Consider the following 21,774-nt stretch of genomic DNA (forward strand, 5'->3'; position numbering starts at 1 on the left):
GTCAGTGCTTCCCGGCAGCAGCAGAAGCGGCCGGGGCGGCCGGGGCGGCCTTGCCCGGCGTGGCCTCGCGCACGGTGCTGCCCGGGCGCAGGTTCTGCACCCCTTCCAGCACCACCCGCGTGCCCGGCGGCACGCCCTCGACCACGGCGGCCTCGGCGGTGGTGGCGAGCACCTGCACCGGCATCCGCGCGACCTTGCCGTCGGCCTGCACGGCATAGACGAAGCGCCCCTCCGGCCCCGTCACCACCGCCTGTGGCGGCACCGACAGCACGCCCTTGAGCACCTGCACCACGGCCTGCACGCTGGCATAGGTGCCGGGCCAGAGCCGCTGCTCTTCATTGCCGAAGCGGGCCTTGACGCGGATGGTGCCGTACTGCGGATCGACGGTGTTGTCGATGAAGGCGATCTCGCCCTTGACCGGCGTCTTGCTGCCATCGTTGGGCAGTGCCGTGACCTGCACCGGGCCCTTGTGCAGCGCCTCGCGCAGCGCGGCGAGCTGGCGCTCGGGCAGGCTGAAGGTGACGGCGATCGGCTGGATCTGCGCCACCGTCACCATCGGCAGGCCGCTGGTGGGCGTGACCAGCGAGCCGGGGAAGACATTGATGACACCGGTGCGCCCGCCGATGGTGGCGCGGATGGCGCCATAGCTGACCGCCACGCGGCTGGCCTCGATGGCCGCCTGGTCGGCGCGGATGGTGGCCTCGAAGCCATCCACCTTGGCCTGCGCGGTGTCCACCGCGCTCTTGGAGATGAAGTTGCGCTCCAGCAGGTCCTGGCTGCGCGCCAGCGTGCGCCGCGCGTCGGCCAGGTCGGCCTGGTCGCGCATCAGCTGGGCGCGCGCCTTGTCGAGGTTGGCCTCGTCCATGCGGGTATCGAGCGAGAACAGCAGGTCGCCCGGCTTGACCGTCTGGCCCTCCTTGATATGCACGGTACGCACGGTGCTGGAGACCTGAGGCCGCACTTCCACGGTGGACAGCGCGGTGACATTGCCGTTGGCCGAGACCTGCAGCGGCACGTCGGACTGGCGTGCCAGCGCGGTGGTCACCACGACAGCGGCCGGTGCCTTGGGCGCGGGCTTGGGCGCGAAGGCGTGGCGCCAGCCGAACCAGGCGGCCCCGCCCAGCACGACCAGGCCGAGGCCGGCCAGCCACGGTGCCGCGCGTCCCTTGCCGGTTCCCATCGCCGGACTCCATTGCTCGTCGACGAAGCCCTTGGCCTGGTCGATCCCGTTCGTTTTCATGCGAGACCCTTCGCTCAACCCGTGCCTTTCACGCCCGCTCCCCACGGCCCGGCTTGTGGGTGCCGGTGCCGCCGCGGAAAGACCACCGCCGTGCCGGGCCGGCGCGGTCCCACGTCCGGCCGGCGACCCTGGCGGAAAACGTCTGCTCCAGGATCGCAGTACCGGCGCACTTCTTGTATCTGGTGCGAAACATTATCAGAAAAGCCTGAGCCGACGTCTATCGCGCCGCATCCGGGGAGGGCCTATCGCGCGGTCGGCGCCCGGCGCCGGAGATTGATGCTGGCGATCGAGACCTCGCGCGGCCCCGGCGTCACCTGCACGGTGTCGCCCGCCTGCAACGGCGCCGCCTCGAGCACGCTCAGGTAGATGCCGGAATGGCCGCTCTGCACCATGTCGCGCACCGCATGGCGATAGCCGAGCACGGCGTTGAATTTGTAGCAGGGCTGGCGTGGCGCTTCGACGCGCAGCACCGCGGCGCCGACCCGCAGGCGATCGCCGACCCACAGGTCCGCTTCCAGGCAGCCGCGCAGCACCAGGTTCTCGCCCATGGCGCCGAAGGCCAGCGCCCGCTCCGCCCCGGGCACGCCGGCCGCGCGCCGGTGCGCGTCCCACCAGGGATAGTGCTCGGCGGGATAGGCGTAGACGGCCTTGTCGAGGCCGCCGTGCACGCTGAGGTCGGCCTGCTCGTCGCCGGCCAGGCCTAGCGGGCCGAGCGCCACCGGCAAGGGATGGGCCAGGGTGCTGGCCGGATGCTTGCGGATGCCGGACAGCACCACGGCCTCGGTGCCCGCGCCCGACACGACCAGGGGCAGGGCCTGGCCGACACAGACCGCCAGCAGGCAGGCCGCCTGCCTGCCATCGTGGGCCGCCGGCTCGCGGCTGCCGCTCATCTCACCCTCCGCATTGCGGGCCGCCCCGACATGCTGCCGCCTCCCCGCCTCAGGCCTGCCGGGGCCGCTCGCAGCCCGCCGGCCGGCCCGACAGCGCGCTGGCGCGCCGCGAAACCGCCAGCGCCAGCAGCAGCAGGGCCGCCGCGCCCCAGTGCAGCGCATCGGGGCCGGCCAAGGTGTAGATGCCGGCCCCGCTCATGGCCCCCAGCGCCTGGCCCAGGTAGATCGACGAGGAGTTCAGCGAGATCGAGGCGGCCGCGCGTTCCGGCGCCAGGCCCAGCAGGCGCGCCTGCTGGGCGCTGTTGGTGGCGAAGCCGCCCGCGCCCCACAGCATGAAGAGCAGCACCAGGGCCGTGCCGCCGAGCGCCGCCAGCGGCCATAGCAGCATCGCCGCCAGCGAGGTGAGCAGGGTGACGTGGACGATGCGGCTCGGCGTGGCGCGGTCCATGTAGGACGCCGCCAGCACGTTGCCGCACACGCCGCAGGCGCCGTAGGCCAGGAACATCAGGCTCAATGCGCCGCCGCTGATGCCATGCACGTCACGCAGCAGCGGCGCGATATAGGTGAACAGCGTGAACATGCCGGCCGACTGGATCATGGTGGTGGCCACCACCAGCAGGATCGGCGCATGGCGCAGCACCGCGCCCCAGGCGGCGCGCCCGACCGGCGCCACATAGAGGCCCCGCGGCAGCACGCGCCACACCGCCAGCGCCACCGCCAGCGCGAGCAGGCCGACCAGTCCCATGCTGAAGCGCCAGCCCAGCGTGCTGGCGATCCAGGTGCCGAGCGGCACGCCTGCCACGCTGGCCACGCTCCAGCCCAGGAAGACGAAGCTGATGGCGCGCCCGCGCGTATGCGCCTCGACCAGCAGGGGCAGGGTGGCGGCCGCCTGCGGCGTGAAGATGGCGGCGCCGATCGCGCACAGGAAGCGGATCGCCATCAGGCTGCCGAAGCCAGGCGCCAGCGCGGCAGCCAGGTGCAGCACGCCATACACCAGCAGGGCACCGGCCAGCAGCCTGCGGCGGTCGATGCGCGAGCCCAGCGTGGCGAACAGCGGCGCCCCGACGCAGGTGGCCAGCGCGAACACCGAGATGAGCTGGCCGGCGCTGGCCGCGCCGAGGCCGAAATCGGCGGCAATGTCGTTCAGCATGCCGGTCACGATCATCGCGCCGGTGCCAATGACGAAATTGCCGACGCACAAGGTCAGGAGCCTGGGATCCATGGTGGCCTGAGGGCAGCGGTGCGCGAATCGAAGGAGCAGGGAAGGATGGATGGACGGAAGCCGGCGGCGGCGCTACCGCGCGGGGCTTCGGAATTGGCTGAGTGTAATGGTTTTGCCGCCGGCGTGCCGGAAGCGGCGCACGTGGCCACGCCTGGATGCAGGCGGCTGCCTGCGCCGGCGTGCCGGCGCGCAGCCGGCCGGCACGGGGAATGACGGGGGAGGGAAGCACAAGCGGCGGCGCCAGGCCGCCGGCGTGCTCAGCGCGCCAGCGCCGGCGCCAGCGCCTTCGGGTTGGCGATGCTGTCGTGCTTGCCCGCCAGCACGTCGAGGATGTTCTGGAACGCCGTGCGGAAGTACAGCTCGTAGCTGTCGCGCTCGACATAGCCGAGGTGGGGCGTGCAGATGCAGTTCTCCATGCGCAACAGCGCGTGGCCCTGCAGGATGGGCTCGGACTCGAACACATCGACCGCCGCCATGCCCGGCCGCCCGCGGTTGAGCGCAGTCAGCAGCGCATTCTCCTCGACCAGCTCGGCACGGCTGGTGTTGACGAACAGGGCGGTGGGCTTCATGGCGCTGAGGTCGGACAGCTTGACGATGCCGCGCGTCTCGTCGTTCAGCCGCAGGTGCAGCGACAGCACGTCGCTGTCGGCGAACAGTTCGTCCTTGGAGGCGGCCACGTCCAGCCCGTCCGCGACGGCGCTGCTGCGCGAGGCCTCGCGGCCCCAGACCAGCACGCGCATGCCGAAGGCACGGCCGAAGCCGGCCAGGATCCTGCCGATCTTGCCGTAGCCCCAGATGCCCAGGGTCTGGCCACGCAGCACCTGGCCGAGGCCGAAATTGGGCGGCATGGTGGCCGACTTCAGGCCGGACTGCTGCCAGGCGCCGTGCTTGAGGCTGGCCACGTACTGGGGAATGCGGCGCTGGGCCGCCATGATCAGGGCCCAGGTCAGCTCGGCGGGCGCCACCGGCGAACCGACGCCCTCGAGCACCACGATGCCGCGCTCGGTGCAGGCATCCAGGTCGATATGGCTGCCGGCGCCGCCGACGCGGCCGGTCTGACTGATGATCTTCAGCTTGGGCAGCTTTTCCAGCAGCTGCCGCGTGATACGGGTGCGCTCGCGGATCAGCACCACGGCCTCGACGTCCGACAGGCGCGCGGCGAGCTGCCCGACGCCCTTGACGGTGTTGTTGAAGACCTTCACGTCGTGCCCGTCGAGCAGGCTGAAGCAGGACAGCTTGCGGACCGCGTCCTGGTAATCGTCGAGTACGGCAATCTTCATCGGCAACTCGGTCAATTCTTGGCTGGCAATGGTTCGGTGCGCGCGACAACAGCGGCCGGCGGCACCGCTCGATACTATTGTTATAGAAACTGTCGCGGCAAATCTGCGCGCGATGTGGCGGATACCGTGCGGGCGATGACAATGCTGCACAGCGGAAAACGTACGCTGGCAGCGGTGGTATCCTTGCCGTCCCCGCCGTTGCACCGGTATGTCGGTAGAGCCTCGCTCCCGCTTCCGGCCGCAGGCGGGAAAGCCTCGACCGGCCCGCGTACCGGCAAAGCGCAACTGTAGCGCAGCCACAGGCAAAGCCGCGCACTTTTGCGTGGAATTACCCTCGCCGGAGTTGTAACGGGATGTGACGATTAGTGATCCTTAGTTCACTTAGTTCACTAATGACAGTCATAGCGATGCGCATGCCGCAGCAGGCCCCGCAGGAGCCCGCGGCGGCCAGGAGGCTGAGCCGGATTTCCAGATTTCCCTTCTGTTTTGGAGCAAACCATGAATCACCCCACCATGCAGGGCACGCCGGCACTCAATGCCCCGGCCTGGGTCAAGAACCCGAAACTGCTGGCCTGGGTGGCCGAGATCGCCGCCCTGACCAAGCCCGACCAGATCTACTGGTGCGACGGCTCGCAGGAAGAGTACGACCGGCTGTGCGAACAGATGGTCGCCGCCGGCACCATGAAGCGCCTGAACCCGGCCAAGCGCAAGAACTCCTTCCTGGCCCTGTCCGATCCGTCCGACGTGGCACGCGTCGAGGACCGCACCTTCATCTGCAGCGACAAGAAGGAAGACGCCGGCCCCACCAATAACTGGGTCGCCCCGGCGGAGATGCGCCAGACGCTGTCCGGCCTGTTCGACGGCTGCATGCGCGGCCGCACCCTGTACGTGGTGCCGTTCTCGATGGGCCCGCTGGGCTCGCCGATCGCCCACATCGGCGTGGAATTGTCGGATTCGCCCTATGTGGCGGTCAATATGCGCATCATGACCCGCATGGGCCGTGCCGTGTATGACGTGCTCGGCACCGACGGCGAGTTCGTGCCCTGCGTGCACACCGTCGGCAAGCCGCTGGCGGCCGGCGAGAAGGACGTGGCGTGGCCGTGCAACCCGACCAAGTACATCGTGCACTTCCCGGCCTCGCGCGAGATCTGGTCGTTCGGCTCGGGCTACGGCGGCAACGCCCTGCTGGGCAAGAAGTGCTTCGCATTGCGCATCGCCTCGACCATGGGCCGCGATGAGGGCTGGCTGGCCGAGCACATGCTGATCCTGGGCGTGACCTCGCCCGAGGGCAAGAAGTACCACGTCGCGGCCGCCTTCCCGTCGGCCTGCGGCAAGACCAACTTCGCCATGCTGATCCCGCCCAAGGCCTTCGGCGGCTGGAAGGTCACCACCATCGGCGACGACATCGCCTGGATCAAGCCCGGCCAGGACGGCCGCCTCTACGCCATCAACCCGGAAGCCGGCTACTTCGGCGTGGCCCCGGGCACCAGCGAGAAGACCAACTTCAACGCGATGGCGACGCTGAAGGAGAACATCATCTTCACCAACGTCGCACTGACCGATGACGGCGACGTGTGGTGGGAAGGCATGACCAAGGAGGCCCCGGCCCACCTGATCGACTGGCAGGGCAAGGACTGGACGCCCGAGATCGCCAAGCAGACCGGCGCCAAGGCGGCCCACCCGAATGCGCGCTTCACCGCGCCGGCCTCGCAGTGCCCGTCGATCGACGAGAACTGGGACAACCCGGCCGGCGTGGCGATCGACGCCTTCATCTTCGGCGGCCGCCGTTCCACCACGGTGCCGCTGGTGACCGAGGCCCGCGACTGGACCGAGGGCGTCTACATGGCCGCCACCATGGGCTCGGAAACCACCGCCGCGGCCGCCGGCCAGCAGGGCGTGGTGCGCCGCGACCCGTTCGCCATGCTGCCGTTCTGCGGCTACAACATGAGCGACTACTTCGGCCACTGGCTGGCGCTGGGCGCCAAGCTGGAAGCCGCCGGCGCCAAGCTGCCGAAGATCTACTGCGTGAACTGGTTCCGCAAGGATGCCGACGGCAACTTCGTGTGGCCGGGCTTCGGCGAGAACATGCGCGTGCTGTCGTGGATGATCGACCGCGTCGAAGGCAAGGGCCAGGGCGGCGAGCACGTGTTCGGCACCTCGCCGCGCTACGAGGACCTGAACTGGGAAGGCCTGGACTTCTCGCGCGAGCAGTTCGAGCAGGTCACCTCGATCGACCGCGAGGCCTGGCTGAAGGAGCTGGCGCTGCACGAAGAGCTGTTCCAGCAGCTCAGCCACGGCCTGCCGCAGGCGCTGGTGGCAGCGAAGGCGACGCTGGCCGAACGCCTGCAGGGCTGAACTCCAGCCGCGGCGCCTGGCGCCGGGGCCATGGACAAACCCACCGCCCCGGCGGTGGGTTTTTCTTTTTCCGCGCGCGGCAGGCGCCGGGCCGCTCAGCCCGCCGGCCCGCCGCCCTCGCCCGGTTCGCCCGACTGCTCCACCGCGAATTTCACCAGCCCCGCACGCCCCTCGATGCCGAGCTTGCGCTTGAGGTTGAGCCGGTGCGTCTCCACCGTGCGCACCGATACGCCCAGGCGCGCGGCCATCTCCTTGTTGGCCAGTCCGAGGCCGATGCCGTCGAGAATCTCGCGTTCGCGCGGGGTCAGCGCGTCGAGCGGCCCGGCCGCCGGCGACTGCTCGGCCATGCCGCGCGCGATGCGCGCGCTGTAGAACATGCGCCCGGCCAGCACGGCCTCGATGGCCGCCAGCAGTTCACCACCGGGCGCATCCTTGAGGACATAGCCGCGCGCGCCGGCGCGCACCGCCTGGCGCACGTATTCGAGATTGTCATGCATCGAGACGATCAGCACGGCCAGCTCCGGGTAGCGCTCGTGCAGCGCTTCGGCCAGGGCGATGCCGCTCATGCCGCGCATGGCGATATCGGTGATCACCAGGTCGGGCAGGGCGTCGGCCGCGGCGCCCTGCAGCCATTGCAGCGCGGCTTCGCCACCGTCGGCCTCGCCCACGACCTGGAGCCCGGGCTGCAGGCTCAGGTGCAGGCGCATGCCGTCGCGCACCAGGCCGTGGTCGTCGATCAGCAGCACGCGCGCCGGCGCGTTGTCGTGTGCCGTGGGAGAAGAAATCATCAAGCGGGCATCCTTGCCGGTGAATCGGGCGCCAGCGGCAGCGTGGCGCACAGCCACGTGCCGCCGGGCCCGGAGGCGAGATCGAAGTGGCCGCCGAGCGCGGCCACGCGCTCGCGCAGGTTGCGCAGGCCGATGCCGCGGCGCGGGTCGCTCTGCATGCGCGCGACGTCGAAGCCGCTGCCGTCGTCCCGCACGGCCAGGCGCGTGTGGGCCGGCAGGAAAGAGAGGGTCACGCCGACGCGGCGCGCGTGCGCATGGCGCGCGACATTGGTCAGCGCCTCTTGCGCGATGCGGAACAGCGCGGTGGCCTGCTCGTCGGCCAGCGGGCGCGGCGTGCCTTCCAGCGCCACGTCGATGGCCAGGCCGCTCTCGTCAGCCATCTCGCGCGCCAGGTGGCGCAGCGCGGCCAGCAGGCCGAGGTCGTCGAGCAGGGCGGGGCGCAGGTTGCGCGAGACCCGGCGCACCTCGTTGAAGGCGGCATCCAGCCGCACCAGCGTGGTGTCGAGCACCGGCACCACCACCTCGGCCTGCGCGGGTGCCTGGCGCAGACGGTTGGCGGCGGTCTCCAGCAGCAGCTTGACCGACACCAGCAGCTGGCTCACGCCGTCGTGCAGGTCGCGCGACAGGCGCGCGCGCTCCTCCTCCTGCGATTGCACCACGCGCTGGGCCAGCTGGCGCAGCTTGGCGTCGGCCTCGCGGTGCTCGCTGATGTTGAGGGCCAGGCCGCCGGCCGCCACCAGCAGGATGCTGATGGCGGCGATCACGCCGATCCAGGCCATGGTCTCGCGGATATCGGTCTCGGCGCGCGCATCGAGCTGGCGCAGCGTCTCTTCCACGTCGTCGAGGTAGATGCCGGTGCCCAGCATCCAGCCCCATTCGGGCACCGCCACCACGTAGCCGAGCTTGGGCGCGAGCTGCTGCGAGGACGGCTTCTTCCACAGGTAGCGCACCGCCCCGCCGCCGGCACGGGCGGTGGCAATCAGGCGCTGGATGGTGGGCACGCCCTGCGGGTCGCGCAGCTCCCACAGGTCCTGGCCCACCAGTTCCGGCTGGCGCGGGTGCATCAGGTTGCGGCCCTGCATGTCGTACAGGAAGAAGTAGCCATCGGGACCGTAGTCGAGCCTGGCCAGGGCCGCCATCGCGGCCTGGCGGGCGGCGGCATCGTCGCGCCCGGCGCGCACCAGCGGTGCGATCGCGCTTTGCGCCAGCTCGACGTAATGGCGCAGCTCGGTTTCCTTGCTCTGCAGGTAGGCCGCCTCGACCAGGCCCCGCTCGTGGCGCACCAGCGCCGTGGCCTGGTGGCGCACGGCCAGCGCGATGCCGAGCATGGCCACGGCAAGCGGCGCGACGGCGAGCAGCAGGATTTTCTGGCGGAGTTTCATCACGTGCGGGTAAACATGGATGCCGGCGAAGCGGCTTGCCTTCGTCGGGCTACGTAGTACTACGCAGATCACTTGCGTAGTTACGCGCTTGTGCGGTACGGAGCGGGTGTCAATACTACACCCCGCCCGACGCCACCTGCCCCGGCGGGTGACCACGTCCGTTGTCTGCGACGACGGAATCCGGCCCAGCTGAGTCTGACCGGGTTCATTTCTGATCTTGCCAAGTACTTTCCTAATGCGGAGGGTACAAATCCTTAGCTGATTGCTCGCGATTCCGATGTTTCGTCGGAAACGACGCTTCAGCGCCAGATGGCGAGCCAGGACGGCGTGGCGGACCTATTATTCATCGGCACCCATTGAGGAGACTCTCATATGAATCGCATCGGGGAACACCTGGTGTGGCTGGCCGTCGCCGTCCTCGGCGCCTTCGCCTTCGCCACCGTGGCGCTCGCACGCGGCGAGGCCGTCAGCGCATTGTGGATCGTGGTCGCCGCGGTCTGCATCTACCTGATCGCCTACCGCTACTACAGCAGGTTCATCGCCGACAAGGTGATGCAGCTCGATCCCAAGCGCATGACGCCGGCCTGGCGCCATAACGACGGGCTCGACTACGTACCCACCAACAAGGCCGTGCTGTTCGGCCACCACTTCGCCGCCATCGCCGGCGCCGGCCCGCTGGTCGGCCCGGTGCTGGCCGCGCAGATGGGCTATATGCCGGGCATGTTGTGGATCCTGGCCGGCGTGGTGTTCGCCGGAGCGGTGCAGGACTTCATGGTCCTGTTCATCTCCACCCGCCGCGACGGCCGCTCGCTGGGCGACCTGGTCAAATCCGAGATGGGCACGGTGCCCGGCCTGATCGCGCTGTTCGGCTGCTTCATGATCATGATCATCATCCTGGCGGTGCTGGCGCTGATCGTGGTGAAGGCGCTGGCCGGCTCGCCCTGGGGCACCTTCACCGTCGCCGTGACCATCCCCATCGCCATCTTCATGGGCCTGTACACGCGCTACATCCGTCCGGGGCGCATCGGCGAAGTGTCGGTGATCGGCTTCGTGCTGCTGATGCTGGCCATCATCGGCGGCCAGTACGTGCACGAGAGCCCGGCGCTGGCGCCGCTGTTCACCTTCGACGGCAAGGCGCTGACCTGGATGCTGATCGTCTACGGCTTCATCGCCGCCGTGCTGCCGGTATGGCTGCTGCTGGCGCCGCGCGACTACCTGTCGACCTTCCTGAAGATCGGCACCATCATCGCGCTGGCCATCGGCATCCTGGTCGTGGCGCCGGAGCTGAAGATGCCGGCCTTCACCCAGTTCGCCCAGGGCGGCGGTCCGGTGTGGTCGGGCAACCTGTTCCCCTTCCTCTTCATCACCATCGCCTGCGGCGCGGTGTCGGGCTTCCATGCGCTGATCTCCTCGGGTACCACGCCCAAGCTGCTGGAGAACGAATCGCATGCGCGCTTCATCGGCTACGGCGCGATGCTGGCCGAGTCCTTCGTCGCCATCATGGCGCTGGTGGCCGCCTCGGTGATCGAGCCGGGCGTCTACTTCGCCATGAACAGCCCGGCCGCGGTGATCGGCACCTCGCCGGAATCGGTGGCGCAGGTGGTGTCGAGCTGGGGCTTCGTGATCACCCCTGACGTGCTGCTGCAGACCGCCAGGGACGTCGGCGAGAACACCATCATCTCGCGCGCCGGCGGCGCGCCGACGCTGGCGGTGGGCATCGCCCACATCCTGCACCAGGTGGTCGGCGGCCAGGCCATGATGGCCTTCTGGTACCACTTCGCCATCCTGTTCGAGGCGCTCTTCATCCTGACCGCCGTGGACGCCGGCACGCGCGCCGGCCGCTTCATGCTGCAGGACTTGCTGGGCAGCTTCGTTCCGGCCATGCGCCGCACCGATTCGCTGCCGGCCAACCTGATCGCCACGGCCCTGTGCGTGGCCGCCTGGGGCTACTTCCTCTATCAGGGCGTGGTCGATCCGCTGGGCGGCATCAACACGCTGTGGCCGCTGTTCGGCATCTCCAACCAGATGCTCGCCGCGGTCGCGCTGGTGCTGTCGACCTGCGTGCTGGTCAAGATGAAGCGCGGCCAGTACGCCTGGGTCACGCTGCTGCCGACCGTGTGGCTGCTGGTCTGCACGCTGACCGCGGGCTGGCAGAAGCTGTTCGATGCCGATCCCAAGGTGAGCTTCCTGACACACGCCGCCAAGTTCAGCGATGCCATCGCCGCCGGCAAGGTGCTGGCACCGGCCAAGTCGATGGAGCAGATGCACCGCATCGTCTTCAACGACTACCTCGATGCCGGCCTGTGCGCGCTCTTCATGGTGGTAGTGCTGTCGATCGTGTTCTACGGCTTCAAGACCGCCCTGCAGGCACGCCAGGTCGGACGCCGCACCGACCAGGAAACGCCGTTCGAGCCGCTGCCGTCCGGTGCCTCGGCACGCGGCTGAGCGCGGCAGGGAGAATCGCCATGCTGGAGCAACTGGAGACCTTCGGCCGCTACCTCGGCCAGTCGCTGCGCCTGATGGTCGGGCTGCCCGACTACGAGACCTATGTGGCGCACATGCAGAACGCCCACCCAGACAGCAAGCCGATGAGCTATGAAGAGTTCTTCCGCGAGCGCCAGCAGGCGCGCTACGGCGGCGGGCAGGGCGGCCGGTGCTGCTGAAGCCGGGCCGCGGCGCCGCCCCTCAGGCGCCGCGGGCGGCACAAGGCGGATGACGTGACGAAAAGACGGCTGCGCAAGCAGCCGTCTTTTTCTTTGCACGCAAGAATCCGCAGACGTTACAGGGCTTACAGGTCGTTACAGCAAAGCGGAGAACGCTTCTCTACACTGGCGACAAGTAAGGCAAGAGCCAATCCGAACAAGGAAAAATCCATGAACCGCCACTCCGTCCGCCACCTGACCCTGGCCATCGCCATGGCCGCTGCCACGTTCCCGGCGCTGCCGGCATTTGCAGGCGATATGAACAATGCCCTCGGCGGCGCCCTCGGCGGCGTAGCCGGTGCCGCGGTCGGCGGCGCCCTCGGCGGCAGCACCGGCGCCGTGATCGGTGGCGCGGTCGGCGGCGGCGCCGGCGGTGCGGTCACCTCCAACCGCCGCGAGCGCACCGGCGCCATCATCGGCGGTGCCCTGGGCGGCGGCGCCGGCACCGCGGCCGGCAATGCCATGGGCGGCCGCGCCGGTGGCCTGGTCGGCGCGGCCGTGGGCGGCGGCGCCGGCGCGGCACTGGGTGGCAACGTCTCGCGCAGCAACTCCTATGCGGACGAGCGCCGTGACGACCGCTGGCACCACGGCAAGCGCAAGAAGTGGCATCGCCACGACGATTGAACGTCGCCGGCGGCACGGCGGGCGCAGGCAACGGCATCCCCGTTCCCGCCCTCGTGTACCACCAGCGGGCGATTGCTCCGCATCAGGGAAACGGGCCAACAGGCCCGTTTTTCATGTGCGGGGTCGGGCATAATGATCGAGGTGGTGACGTATGCTCCCCCTGCGCGCACGACAGCAAGGCGCGCAGGACTTGCCCGCGCCAACGAAAACGCCCGTGCCGAAGGCACGGGCGTTGGCTCCATGAGATGCGGGAAGCGGGCTTGTGACCCCCTCCCGCCGGCCTGTGGAGATCAGCCGAAAGCGGTGGGACGCGCGGCAGGCGCGCCCCGGGCGATGCAGGCCGGCCGGTCGCGAGGACCGGTCAGAGGGCAGCGCCGTCGGTGTACGGATCGAACTTGCCGATCTTGGCACCGTCGGTGAAGGTATCGAACTTGCCCGACTTGGCGCCGTCGGTGAAGGTGTCGAACTTGCCCGACTTGGCGCCATCGGTGTAGGTGTCGAACTTGCCGACCTTGGCGCCGTCGGTGTACGGGTCGAACTTGCCTGCCTTGGCAAAGGCGGGGGCGGCCAGCAGGGCGGCGGCGAGGGTCGCGACAGCGATCAGGGCGGAGCGTTGGGTCTTCATGGCTAATCCTTTCCACAGGCTGGGACGCCTCTTCACCGGCATTGGTTCGCTGCGGTGCGGCATCCGATGGCTAGATATTAGGCATTCCCCTTATATGAATAAATATTGCCAACGACAATGATTGATTGTAGTTTTCACAATAAATAGGCCGGATAGCGTAAAGATCCGCAAAACGGACGGGAGACTATGTCATGGATCGGCTGCAATCGATGCGCGTTTTCGCCAAGGTGGTTGAACTTGGCAGCTTTGCACGTGCGGCGCAGCAATTGGAGATGTCGAACGCCGTCGTCACGCGCTACGTCGCCGACCTGGAAAGCCACCTGGGCACCCGCCTGCTCAACCGCACCACGCGCAGCCTGTCGCTGACCGATGCCGGCGAGTCCTACCTGCAGCGCTGCCAGCAGATCCTGGAGGACGTCGACGAGGCCGAGTCGCTGGTCACCGCGCGCAGCCAGTCGCTGTCGGGCACCTTGCGCCTGGTCGCGCCGGTGATGTTCGGGCTGCACCTGCTGCCCGAGATGCTGGCGCGCTTCCAGAAGCAGTACCCGGACATGGTGTTCGACGTGCTGCTGTCCGACCGCATCGTCGACATCGTGGAAGAAGGGCGCGACATCGGCATCGTGCTGTCGGACCTGGGCCTGGGCTCGCACTTGGTGGCGCGGCCGCTGCTGTCGGCCGAGATCATCCTGTGTGCCTCGCCCGGCTACCTGCGCCAGCACCCGCCACTGCGCAACGCGCAGGATCTCGCCAACCACCGCTGCATCTTGCTGCGCCTGCCCAACGTGGCGCACGAATGGACCCTGTCCGGGCCGGAAGGAGAGGTGACCGTGCCGATCCGGCCAGGCCTGCTGTGCAGCAACGCCGAACTGGCGCACCAGGCGGCCCTGGCCGACATGGGCGTGGCGATGCTGTCGTCCTACCTGGCGCGTCCCAATGTGGAAGCGGGGCGCCTGACGCACATCCTGCCGCAATACCAGCTGCCGCGGCGCGACGTGAGCGTGGTCTACCCCAGCCGCAAGTTCCTGCCGACCAAGGTACGGGCCTTCATCGATTTCCTGCTGAGCGAGGGCGAGAACCGCCGCGCCTGAAACTGGCGCAGCGCAGGGCGGGCCGCCGGGAATCCTCCCCCGGCAGCCGCCTTGGCCTCAGGCGGCAGCCTTGCCGCTGCTGCTCTTCTTGGTCGCTGCCGTCTTGGCTGCCGGGGCCTTGGTGGTCTTGGCCGCTGCGGTCTTGGTGGTTTTGGCCGCCGCCTTGCGCGCCGGCGCCTTCTGCACCGCACTCTCGGCCGTTGCCACGCCATCGTCCGCCGCCGCCGCCGCGCGCGCGGACTTGGCCGCCGGCTTGGCCCCGGCCTTCGGCTCGCGTGCCTCGAACTCGAAGCCGATCTTGCCGTCGGCCTGCTTGACCAGGAAGGCCTTGAAATTGCGGCCGGTACGCGAAGACTTGAAGCCGGTCAGCAGGTCGGTGCGGCCGTCGGTCAGCAGTTTGCCGATCTGCTCGCGCGAGATCTCCTGCTGCAGGATGATCTTGCCGGTGGTGAAGTCGCAGGACTTGGGACTGGCCACCGTGTTCTCGCAGACGTACTTCATACCGTGCTCGAACACCGCGCCGCCGCACTTCGGGCATGTGCCGACGGCCTGCTGACCGCTGAAGTCCACCGGTTCGCCATCGCCTTCGTCATCGTTCTGGCCGAAGTCGAACTCCATCTTGTAATGGCCGTCGTCGTCCTTGCCGAGCTTGAGGATGGCGGCGAAGGGCCGGCCCATCTTGCTGCGGAACCCCTGCAGCGGACCGATCTCCTTCTTCAGCAGCAGTTCCTCGACTTCCTCGATCTCGAACTGGCGCCCACCCGGGATCTTGCTGATGGAGAACTCGCAGGCGGTACAGGCGAAGCGGCGGTAGTTCTCCTTGACCTGGCCGCCGCACTGCGGGCACGGCGTGTCCAGCGTGGCGTAGTCGCCGGGGATGGTGTCGCTGTCGTACTCCTTGGCGCGCTTGACGATCTGCTGCGTCATCTGCGCGATCTCGCGCATGAACTCGTCACGCTTGAGGCGGCCGCGCTCGATCTGTGCGAGCTTGTGCTCCCACTCGCCGGTCAGTTCGGCCTGGGTCAGTTCCTCCACGCCGAGGCCGCGCAGCAGCGTCATCAGCTGGAAGGCCTTGGCGGTCGGGATCAGTTCGCGGCCTTCGCGCACCAGGTACTTCTCGGTCAGCAGGCCTTCGATGATGGCCGCGCGCGTGGCCGGCGTGCCCAGGCCCTTGCCGGCCATGGCCTCGCGCAGCGCGTCGTCGTCCACCAGCTTGCCGGCGCCTTCCATGGCGGACAGCAGCGTGGCTTCGTTGTAGCGCGCCGGCGGCTTGGTGGTCAGGCCCACCGCCTCGACCTTGTCGGTCTTGACCTTCTCGCCCTTGGCCACCGGCACCAGGTTGGCGTCTTTGTCGTCCTTGCCCTGCGCCTCGCGGCCATAGATCTCGAGCCAGCCCGGGTTGACCAGGACCTTGCCCTCGGTCTTGAAGTGATGGCCAGCCACCTCGGTGACACGCGTGGTGACCTGGAATTCCGCGGCCGGGAAGAACACCGCCAGGAAGCGGCGCACCACCAGGTCGTACAGCTTCTGCTCCGGCTCCGACAGGTTCTTCGGCGCCTGCAGCGTGGGGATGATGGCGAAGTGGTCGCTGATCTTGCTGTTGTCGAAGATGCGCTTGTTCGGCTTGACCCAGCCGTTGGTCAGGATCTTCTTGGCGTGCGGCAGGTAGTTGTGCGAACTCTCGGCCAGCATGTCCATGGTCTGCTTGACCGTGCCCAGGTAGTCCTCGGGCAGCGCGCGCGCATCGGTACGCGGGTAGGTCAGCACCTTGTGCTTCTCGTACAGCGCCTGCGCCAGCCCGAGCGTGTTCTTGGCCGAGAAGCCGAAGCGCGAGTTGGCCTCGCGCTGCAGCGTGGTCAGGTCGAACAGGGCCGGCGACTGCTGCGTCGAGGGCTTGGATTCCTCGCTGACGGTGCCGGGCTTGCCGCGGCAGGCCGCGACGATGCTCATGGCCTCGGCCTCGCTCCACAGGCGCGATTCGCGCGCCTCGGGGTCGAGCTCGCTCTTCTTGAACTTGGGGTCGTACCAGCGGCCCTCGTAGAGGCCGGCGGCGGCGATGAACTCGGCGCGCACTTCCCAGTAGTCGCGCGGCACGAAGTGCTTGATCTTCTCCTCGCGCTCGACCACGATCGACAGCGTCGGCGTCTGCACCCGGCCCACCGTGGTCAGGAAAAAGCCGCCGCCCTTGCTGTTGAAGGCGGTCATGGCACGGGTGCCGTTGATGCCGACCAGCCAGTCGGCCTCTGAGCGGCAGCGCGCGGCGTCGGCCAGCGGCAGCATCTCCTCGTCCTCGCGCAGGCGCGCGAAGCCGTCGCGGATCGCCTGCGGCGTCATCGACTGCAGCCACAGCCGGCGCACCGGCTGCTTGGCCTTGGCCTGCTGCGCGATCAGGCGGAAGATCAGTTCGCCCTCGCGCCCCGCGTCGCAGGCGTTGATCAGGCCGGTGACGTCCTTGCGCTTGATCAGCCGGTTCAGCACCTTCAGGCGCGACTCGGTCTTGGCGATGGGCCGCAGGTCGAAGTGCGGCGGGATCACCGGCAGGTTGGCGAAGCTCCACTTGCCACGCTTGACTTCGTATTCATCCGGGGCGGCGATCTCCACCAGGTGGCCCACGGCGGACGACAGCACGAAGTCGTCGTTCTCGAAGTACTCGTCGTGCTTGGTAAAGCCCCCGAGGGCACGGGCGATATCGGCAGCAACCGATGGCTTTTCCGCGATGATGAGGGCTTTTGACATTGAACGGGTCCTTGCCGGCCACCTTCTGGCAGCCTGCGAATTGCACTACGGCGTATGTAAACAGGGCGCTGGCTTCTTTGAGGCGCCAATAATAAGCGCGGTCTCGACGACGGTGCAAGCCAGCCACCGCCGCTGCCCGGATCTAGTGTGCGCGGCTCTCAAGCAGCCAGTCGAGCACATCCGGCAACTCCTGCGCCGTCCCTTGCATCGAAACGTCGCGCCCCAGCATGCGCTGGAGCACTTCTGCATGTGGCAGCAGCGTCCCATAGAATTGCGGCGCGCCACCAGTGATCGGTTGCACCAGTATGGTTGGAAAGTTCTCAATATCGAGGTCGCCCAGCCGGTCGGCATGGGTTTCGACATCGATCCAGACGAAGCAATCCCGCGGGTACTGCGCGGCCACGGCCGCGAACGCCGCCTGGTACTCCCCGCAGGTACGGCACCACGCCGCGCACAGGCAGGCCACCAGCCGCCCTTGCGGTCGGTCGGAGAGGGCCTGCGCCAGCGCGTCGGCGTCGCGTTCGGGGAGGTAAACGGTCATGGCAAGTGAAACATAAGCCCTTCTGGGGCTGACTTGGCTTGATTGTAGCGGCTGTGCGGAAAAGGGGGCGAACCCGGGCCGCCTTGCCGGCCTCCCTGTGGATCTTCAAGCCAAGCGCCGGAACAGGTTGCCCGGCAGCCGCTCGGCCAGGCCGGCCAGTTCGAGCGAGAGCAGGCCGGCGAGAGCCTGGCTGGCGCCCAGGCCGCTGCGCCGGCACAGTTCGTCGAGACTGGCCGGCTCGAATCCCAGGGCAGCCCCCAGCGCGCACCCCGCCTCGGCAGCGTGCCGCCCGCGCGGGACCGCGCCACGGGCTTCGGCGGCCGGCTGGCCGGGGGTGCCCAGCTCCTCGAGCACATCCTGCGCCGATTCGACCAGCTTGGCGCCATCACGGATCAGCAGGTGGCAACCGCGTGACAACGGTGCATGGATCGAGCCGGGAATGGCGAAGACCTCGCGCCCCAGCTCGGCCGCCAGCCGTGCGGTGATCAGCGAGCCCGAGCGCGCTGCCGCCTCCACCACCAGTACGCCGCGCGCCAGGGCCGCGATCAGCCGGTTGCGCTGCGGAAAATGGTGGCTGCGCGGCGGCGTGCCCAGCGCGAACTCGCTGAGCATGGCGCCGTGCCCGGCGATGCGTCCGGCCAGGGCGCGGTGCCGCGCCGGATAGACCTGGTCGATCCCGGTGCCGACCACGGCCAGCGTGCCGCCGGCGCCCTCGAGGGCGCCGAGATGGGCGGCCGCGTCGATGCCGGCGGCCAGCCCCGACACCACGCACAGGCCGGCACCGGCCAGCGCCCGCGCGAAGGCCTGCGCATCGCGCGCGCCCTGGGCGCTGGCGCTGCGCGCGCCCACCAGGGCGATGGCCGGCCGCCGCAGCGCCGCGAGATCGCCATGCAGGTAGAGCAGGGGAGGTGGATCGGCCAGGTCGAGCAGTGCGGCCGGGTAGGCCGCGTCGGCCAGCGTCAGCAGATGGTTGCCGGGCATGGCGGCCCACTCGGCGGTGCGCGCCACCAGCGCGGCCAGGGCGGGGCCCGGCGCGGCCAGCAGGGCCCGTACGCTGCCAGCCGGCACCAGTTGCGCCAGTGCGGCGGCGTCCTGCGCCAGGATCCGCTCCGGCAGGCCGTAGGCCGACAACAAGCGGCGCACACCCACCGGCCCCAGGCCCGGTGCCGCCACCAGGCGCAGCCAGGCGGCGATCTCGGCGGGCTCGCGCGTGCCGCCCGCCGGCGCGACGTGCGTGCCCGTCTCCGTCAACGCGGCGAAGCGGCGCTGTCGCCCACCTGCACCACGCTGGAGGCGTCGGTGACCAGGGCGTAGGAGACGCCGGGGAAGACACGGAAGACGAAGGCCAGGCCGTAGCGCTCGTCGGGCAGCACGATCTTGCGGTTGTCCGCGGTGCGGTCCCTGACCATCTCGCCGGTGCGCGACAGCGCCAGCACGTTGCCGGGTTCCAGGCCGGCATTGGCGCCGACGTTGAGCACCACCACCTGCTTGGCGCCGCCGTACTGCACGCCACCGTAGACGGCGGCGATGCGGCCAGCCACCTCGACGTCGGGGGCATGCGGCACATAGCGTACCGGCTCGCGCGCAGGCTGCGGCAGCAGCAGGCTGCCGACGCCCATCTCCTGCTGGGCCTGGGTGATGTTCACGGTGGCGACGGCGTCGGCCCCCTCGGGGCCGCGCAGCAGGCGCGCGTTACCCTGGTAGTCGGCCTGGTAGCCAAGCACCCTGCCGGTACCCGGGTCGCGTACCGGCTCGACCGGCTTGAACACCTGCCAGTCACTGCCGGGCAGGCCGTCGGCGGCGGCGATGCCACGCACATAGGCATTCTCGCCGCGCCCCAGGTAGACGCGCGCCTCCGGCAGCGCGACGATACGGGCCGACGTCTGCAGCGTGCCCTGGTCCACCACCAGCGGCCGGGTCAGGAAGGGCTCGATGTCCCTGGCGGGGATGCTCGGAATGGCGGCCGCGTCGGCGCCGTCGCTGCGCACGCGCGGCGACAGCCTGACGGTGCCGCCCTCGCCGATCGGCGTGGTCGACAGCCAGGCACGGCCGTCGCGCAGGTGCAGGTAAAGGACCTGGCCGGGATAGATCAGGTGAGGATTGCGCACCTGCTGCCGGTTCATGCCCCACAGCTCGGGCCAGCGCCACGGCTGGCGCAGGAAACGGCCGGAGATGTCCCACAGGGTATCGCCGCTGCGCACCGTGTACTGGGAAGGCGCGGCGGGTGCCAGGTCGGTGGCCGGTATACCCTGCACGGCGGCCTCCGCCGTGCGCTGCTGCGCCGGCGTCACGGTGCGCTCGGGCAGTTCGCCGGAGGTGGCCCGGAGCGGCATTCCCGTTGCCGCGGCCAGGCCCGCCACACTCATCAGCAGGCGCACAAGCGCATGCTGCCCGCGGCCCCGCGCCGCCCGGTGCTCTTTGGTAAGATTGCGCATTTTCCTGAACCGGCCATGCGAGACGGCCGGATTGACCCTGGAGAGCGTGCCTGCTGCGGCGCGCCTTGAATTTTTGTACTAGCGCCCCGATTCTGCATGTAAACCCCCGCTGCCGCAACGCGGCCCGGTCTGCATGTGCTGCCGGCGTTGCGCCCGAGCATCATGGCTAAACTCGATATCCTGACCTATCCCGATCCCCGCCTGCACACCGTGGCCAAGCCCGTCGCGGTGGTGGACGACCGCATCCGCCAGCTGGTCAAGGACATGGCCGAGACCATGTACGAAGCACCCGGCATCGGCTTGGCCGCCACGCAGGTCAACGTGCACGAGCAGGTGGTGGTCATCGATATCTCGGAGAGCCGCGACGAGCTGATGGTCTTCATCAATCCCGAGGTGGTGTGGGCCAGCGACAACCGCAAGGTGTGGGAAGAAGGGTGCCTGTCGGTGCCCGAGGTCTACGACCGCGTCGAGCGTCCGGACCGGGTCCGCGTGCGTGCGCTCAACGAGAAGGGCGAGACCTTCGAGATCGACGCGGACGATCTGCTGGCGGTCTGCATCCAGCACGAGATCGACCACCTGCGCGGCAAGGTCTTCGTCGAATACCTGTCGCCGCTCAAGCTCAACCGCATCAAGTCCAAGCTGCAGAAGCGCACGCGCAGCCGCATGTGAGCGCAACTGCGGTGCACGGCGCCGCAGCGCTTTCTCAGCACCGTTCGTAGTACGCTTCCCGCATCGTCGAAGTCCAGTCCGCACCGGCCGCCGCGCGGCCGCTTGCGCTCGGGCGCGCCGCCATGCGCCGCGTCCCCTTCGCGCCCCTCCGGGCGCCACCAGCCGAACCTGCCATGCCACCTGTCCAGCCTCTGCGCGTCGCCTTCGCCGGCACGCCCGAATTCGCCCGCGCCGCCCTCGAAGCCATCCACGCCGCCGGTTTCCCCGTGGTGGCCGTGCTCAGCCAGCCCGACCGCCCGGCCGGACGTGGCATGCAGCTGCAGGCCAGCCCGGTCAAGCAGTACGCGCTGGCGCAGGGCCTGGGACCGGTATTGCAGCCGCGCTCCCTGCGCCGCCAGGGCAAGTACCCGGAAGAGGCGGGCGCCGCCGTCGATGCGCTGGCCGGCATCGCCCCCGATGTGATGGTGGTGGCCGCCTACGGCCTGATCCTGCCGGCCGAGGTGCTGGCGCTGCCGCGCCACGGCTGCATCAATATCCATGGCTCGCTGCTGCCGCGCTGGCGCGGTGCTGCGCCGATCCACCGCGCCATCGAGGCGGGCGATGCCGAGACCGGCATCACGCTGATGCAGATGGACGAGGGCCTGGACACCGGCGCGATGCTCGCGTGCGAGGCCACGCCGATCGCGGCGGACGACAGCACCGGCAGCCTGCACGACAAGCTGGCCGCGCAAGGCGCACGCATGGTGGTGCAAGCGCTGGAGCGCCTGGCGCGCGGCGAGACGCTGGGCGCCACCCCGCAACCCGCGGACGGGGTCACCTATGCGGAGAAGATCGGCAAGGAAGAAGCGCGCCTGGACCTGCGCCGGCCGGCGGCAGTGCTGGCGCGCCAGGTGCGGGCCTTCAATCCGTTTCCGGGCGCCACCGTGCAGATCGGCGACACCGTCATCAAGTGCTGGCAGGCCCGGGCCGAGCCTGCGCCCGCCGCACCTGCCGCGCCGGCGGGCACCGTGCTGGCGGCCGACGCGGATGGCGTGCTGATCGCCTGCGGCGAAGGCGCGCTGCGCGTCACGGAACTGCAGCGACCGGGCGGACGGCGCCAGGCGGCACAGTCCTTCCTGCAGGGCATGCCGCTGGCAGCAGGCAGCCGCTGCGCCCTGCCGGACGGGCAGGTATGATCACAGCCGGCGCAGCCACCTC

At 69.3% G+C, this 21,774-nt stretch carries 18 protein-coding genes; 7 read left to right on the forward strand and 11 right to left on the reverse strand.

What is annotated here, in order from left to right; genetic code table 11:
* Position 1 precedes the first annotated feature (1 nt).
* The 4 genes from BKK79_RS11155 to BKK79_RS11170 all read right to left on the reverse strand — a co-directional run bounded on the left by BKK79_RS11155 (position 2) and on the right by BKK79_RS11170 (position 4,632).
* Complete coding sequence (locus tag BKK79_RS11155; RefSeq protein WP_071010478.1) at positions 2 to 1,240, reverse strand: efflux RND transporter periplasmic adaptor subunit; 1,239 nt, start codon at positions 1,238 to 1,240, stop codon at positions 2 to 4.
* 242 nt (positions 1,241 to 1,482) lie between these two features.
* Entirely contained in the window at positions 1,483 to 2,130 is a 648-nt protein-coding gene (locus BKK79_RS11160; protein WP_071037719.1) for an MOSC domain-containing protein, read from the reverse strand.
* A 49-nt stretch (positions 2,131 to 2,179) separates the two neighbouring features.
* Positions 2,180 to 3,352, reverse strand: coding sequence for an MFS transporter (locus BKK79_RS11165; RefSeq protein WP_071010476.1), 1,173 nt, complete (start codon positions 3,350 to 3,352; stop codon positions 2,180 to 2,182).
* A gap of 257 nt (positions 3,353 to 3,609) precedes the next feature.
* Positions 3,610 to 4,632 carry a D-2-hydroxyacid dehydrogenase family protein gene (locus tag BKK79_RS11170; RefSeq protein ID WP_071037720.1) on the reverse strand — a complete coding sequence of 341 codons (1,023 nt, stop codon included), beginning with the start codon at positions 4,630 to 4,632 and terminating at the stop codon, positions 3,610 to 3,612.
* Between the two features lie 498 nt (positions 4,633 to 5,130).
* Here BKK79_RS11170 and BKK79_RS11175 point away from each other — a divergent pair, with 498 nt between their 5' ends.
* On the forward strand, positions 5,131 to 6,987 hold the full coding sequence (locus BKK79_RS11175; protein WP_071010474.1) for a phosphoenolpyruvate carboxykinase (GTP): 1,857 nt from the start codon (positions 5,131 to 5,133) through the stop codon (positions 6,985 to 6,987).
* A 95-nt stretch (positions 6,988 to 7,082) separates the two neighbouring features.
* Here the strand turns inward: BKK79_RS11175 and BKK79_RS11180 are convergent, their stop codons facing one another.
* On the reverse strand, positions 7,083 to 7,775 hold the full coding sequence (locus BKK79_RS11180; RefSeq protein ID WP_071010473.1) for a response regulator: 693 nt from the start codon (positions 7,773 to 7,775) through the stop codon (positions 7,083 to 7,085).
* A complete protein-coding gene (locus BKK79_RS11185; protein ID WP_071010472.1) occupies positions 7,775 to 9,157 on the reverse strand; it encodes a cache domain-containing protein in 1,383 nt (460 codons plus the stop codon). Before BKK79_RS11185 ends, BKK79_RS11180 begins: the two co-directional genes overlap by 1 nt.
* 372 nt (positions 9,158 to 9,529) lie before the next feature.
* Here BKK79_RS11185 and BKK79_RS11190 point away from each other — a divergent pair, with 372 nt between their 5' ends.
* From BKK79_RS11190 to BKK79_RS11200, 3 genes are all read left to right on the forward strand, one after another.
* Positions 9,530 to 11,602 (forward strand): carbon starvation CstA family protein, encoded by a 2,073-nt coding sequence (locus tag BKK79_RS11190; protein WP_071037721.1) that lies wholly within the window; start codon positions 9,530 to 9,532, stop codon positions 11,600 to 11,602.
* Between the two features lie 20 nt (positions 11,603 to 11,622).
* Positions 11,623 to 11,820, forward strand: a complete 198-nt coding sequence (locus tag BKK79_RS11195; protein WP_071010470.1) for a YbdD/YjiX family protein — start codon at positions 11,623 to 11,625, stop codon at positions 11,818 to 11,820.
* Between the two features lie 210 nt (positions 11,821 to 12,030).
* Positions 12,031 to 12,483, forward strand: coding sequence for a hypothetical protein (locus BKK79_RS11200; RefSeq protein WP_071037722.1), 453 nt, complete (start codon positions 12,031 to 12,033; stop codon positions 12,481 to 12,483).
* A gap of 361 nt (positions 12,484 to 12,844) precedes the next feature.
* Here the strand turns inward: BKK79_RS11200 and BKK79_RS11205 are convergent, their stop codons facing one another.
* Positions 12,845 to 13,108, reverse strand: a complete 264-nt coding sequence (locus BKK79_RS11205; RefSeq protein WP_071010468.1) for a hypothetical protein — start codon at positions 13,106 to 13,108, stop codon at positions 12,845 to 12,847.
* Positions 13,109 to 13,299: 191 nt separating this feature from the next.
* Between BKK79_RS11205 and BKK79_RS11210 the strand changes: the two genes are divergently transcribed.
* Entirely contained in the window at positions 13,300 to 14,196 is an 897-nt protein-coding gene (locus tag BKK79_RS11210) for a LysR family transcriptional regulator (protein WP_071010467.1), read from the forward strand.
* 57 nt (positions 14,197 to 14,253) lie between these two features.
* Here BKK79_RS11210 and BKK79_RS11215 read toward each other — a convergent pair whose 3' ends face one another.
* The 4 genes from BKK79_RS11215 to BKK79_RS11230 form a co-directional block, all read right to left on the reverse strand.
* Positions 14,254 to 16,932: a DNA topoisomerase III gene (locus BKK79_RS11215; protein ID WP_071037723.1), complete on the reverse strand. Its 2,679-nt coding sequence runs from the start codon at positions 16,930 to 16,932 to the stop codon at positions 14,254 to 14,256.
* A 142-nt stretch (positions 16,933 to 17,074) separates the two neighbouring features.
* Positions 17,075 to 17,473, reverse strand: a complete 399-nt coding sequence (locus BKK79_RS11220) for a thioredoxin domain-containing protein (RefSeq protein ID WP_071010465.1) — start codon at positions 17,471 to 17,473, stop codon at positions 17,075 to 17,077.
* Positions 17,474 to 17,578: 105 nt separating this feature from the next.
* Complete coding sequence (gene dprA, locus BKK79_RS11225; RefSeq protein WP_071010464.1) at positions 17,579 to 18,724, reverse strand: DNA-processing protein DprA; 1,146 nt, start codon at positions 18,722 to 18,724, stop codon at positions 17,579 to 17,581.
* On the reverse strand, positions 18,721 to 19,908 hold the full coding sequence (locus tag BKK79_RS11230; RefSeq protein ID WP_071037724.1) for a LysM peptidoglycan-binding domain-containing protein: 1,188 nt from the start codon (positions 19,906 to 19,908) through the stop codon (positions 18,721 to 18,723). The genes dprA and BKK79_RS11230 overlap by 4 nt, the downstream gene beginning before the upstream one ends.
* A 162-nt stretch (positions 19,909 to 20,070) precedes the next feature.
* Between BKK79_RS11230 and def the strand changes: the two genes are divergently transcribed.
* Both def and fmt read left to right on the forward strand, forming a co-directional pair.
* Positions 20,071 to 20,577 (forward strand): peptide deformylase, encoded by a 507-nt coding sequence (gene def, locus BKK79_RS11235; protein ID WP_071010462.1) that lies wholly within the window; start codon positions 20,071 to 20,073, stop codon positions 20,575 to 20,577.
* Positions 20,578 to 20,750: 173 nt separating this feature from the next.
* Positions 20,751 to 21,752 carry a methionyl-tRNA formyltransferase gene (gene fmt / locus BKK79_RS11240; protein ID WP_071010461.1) on the forward strand — a complete coding sequence of 334 codons (1,002 nt, stop codon included), beginning with the start codon at positions 20,751 to 20,753 and terminating at the stop codon, positions 21,750 to 21,752.
* Positions 21,753 to 21,774 lie beyond the last annotated feature (22 nt).

The sequence above is a fragment of the Cupriavidus sp. USMAA2-4 genome, assembly GCF_001854305.1.
In the GTDB taxonomy this organism is placed as follows: Bacteria; Pseudomonadota; Gammaproteobacteria; order Burkholderiales; family Burkholderiaceae; genus Cupriavidus; species Cupriavidus malaysiensis.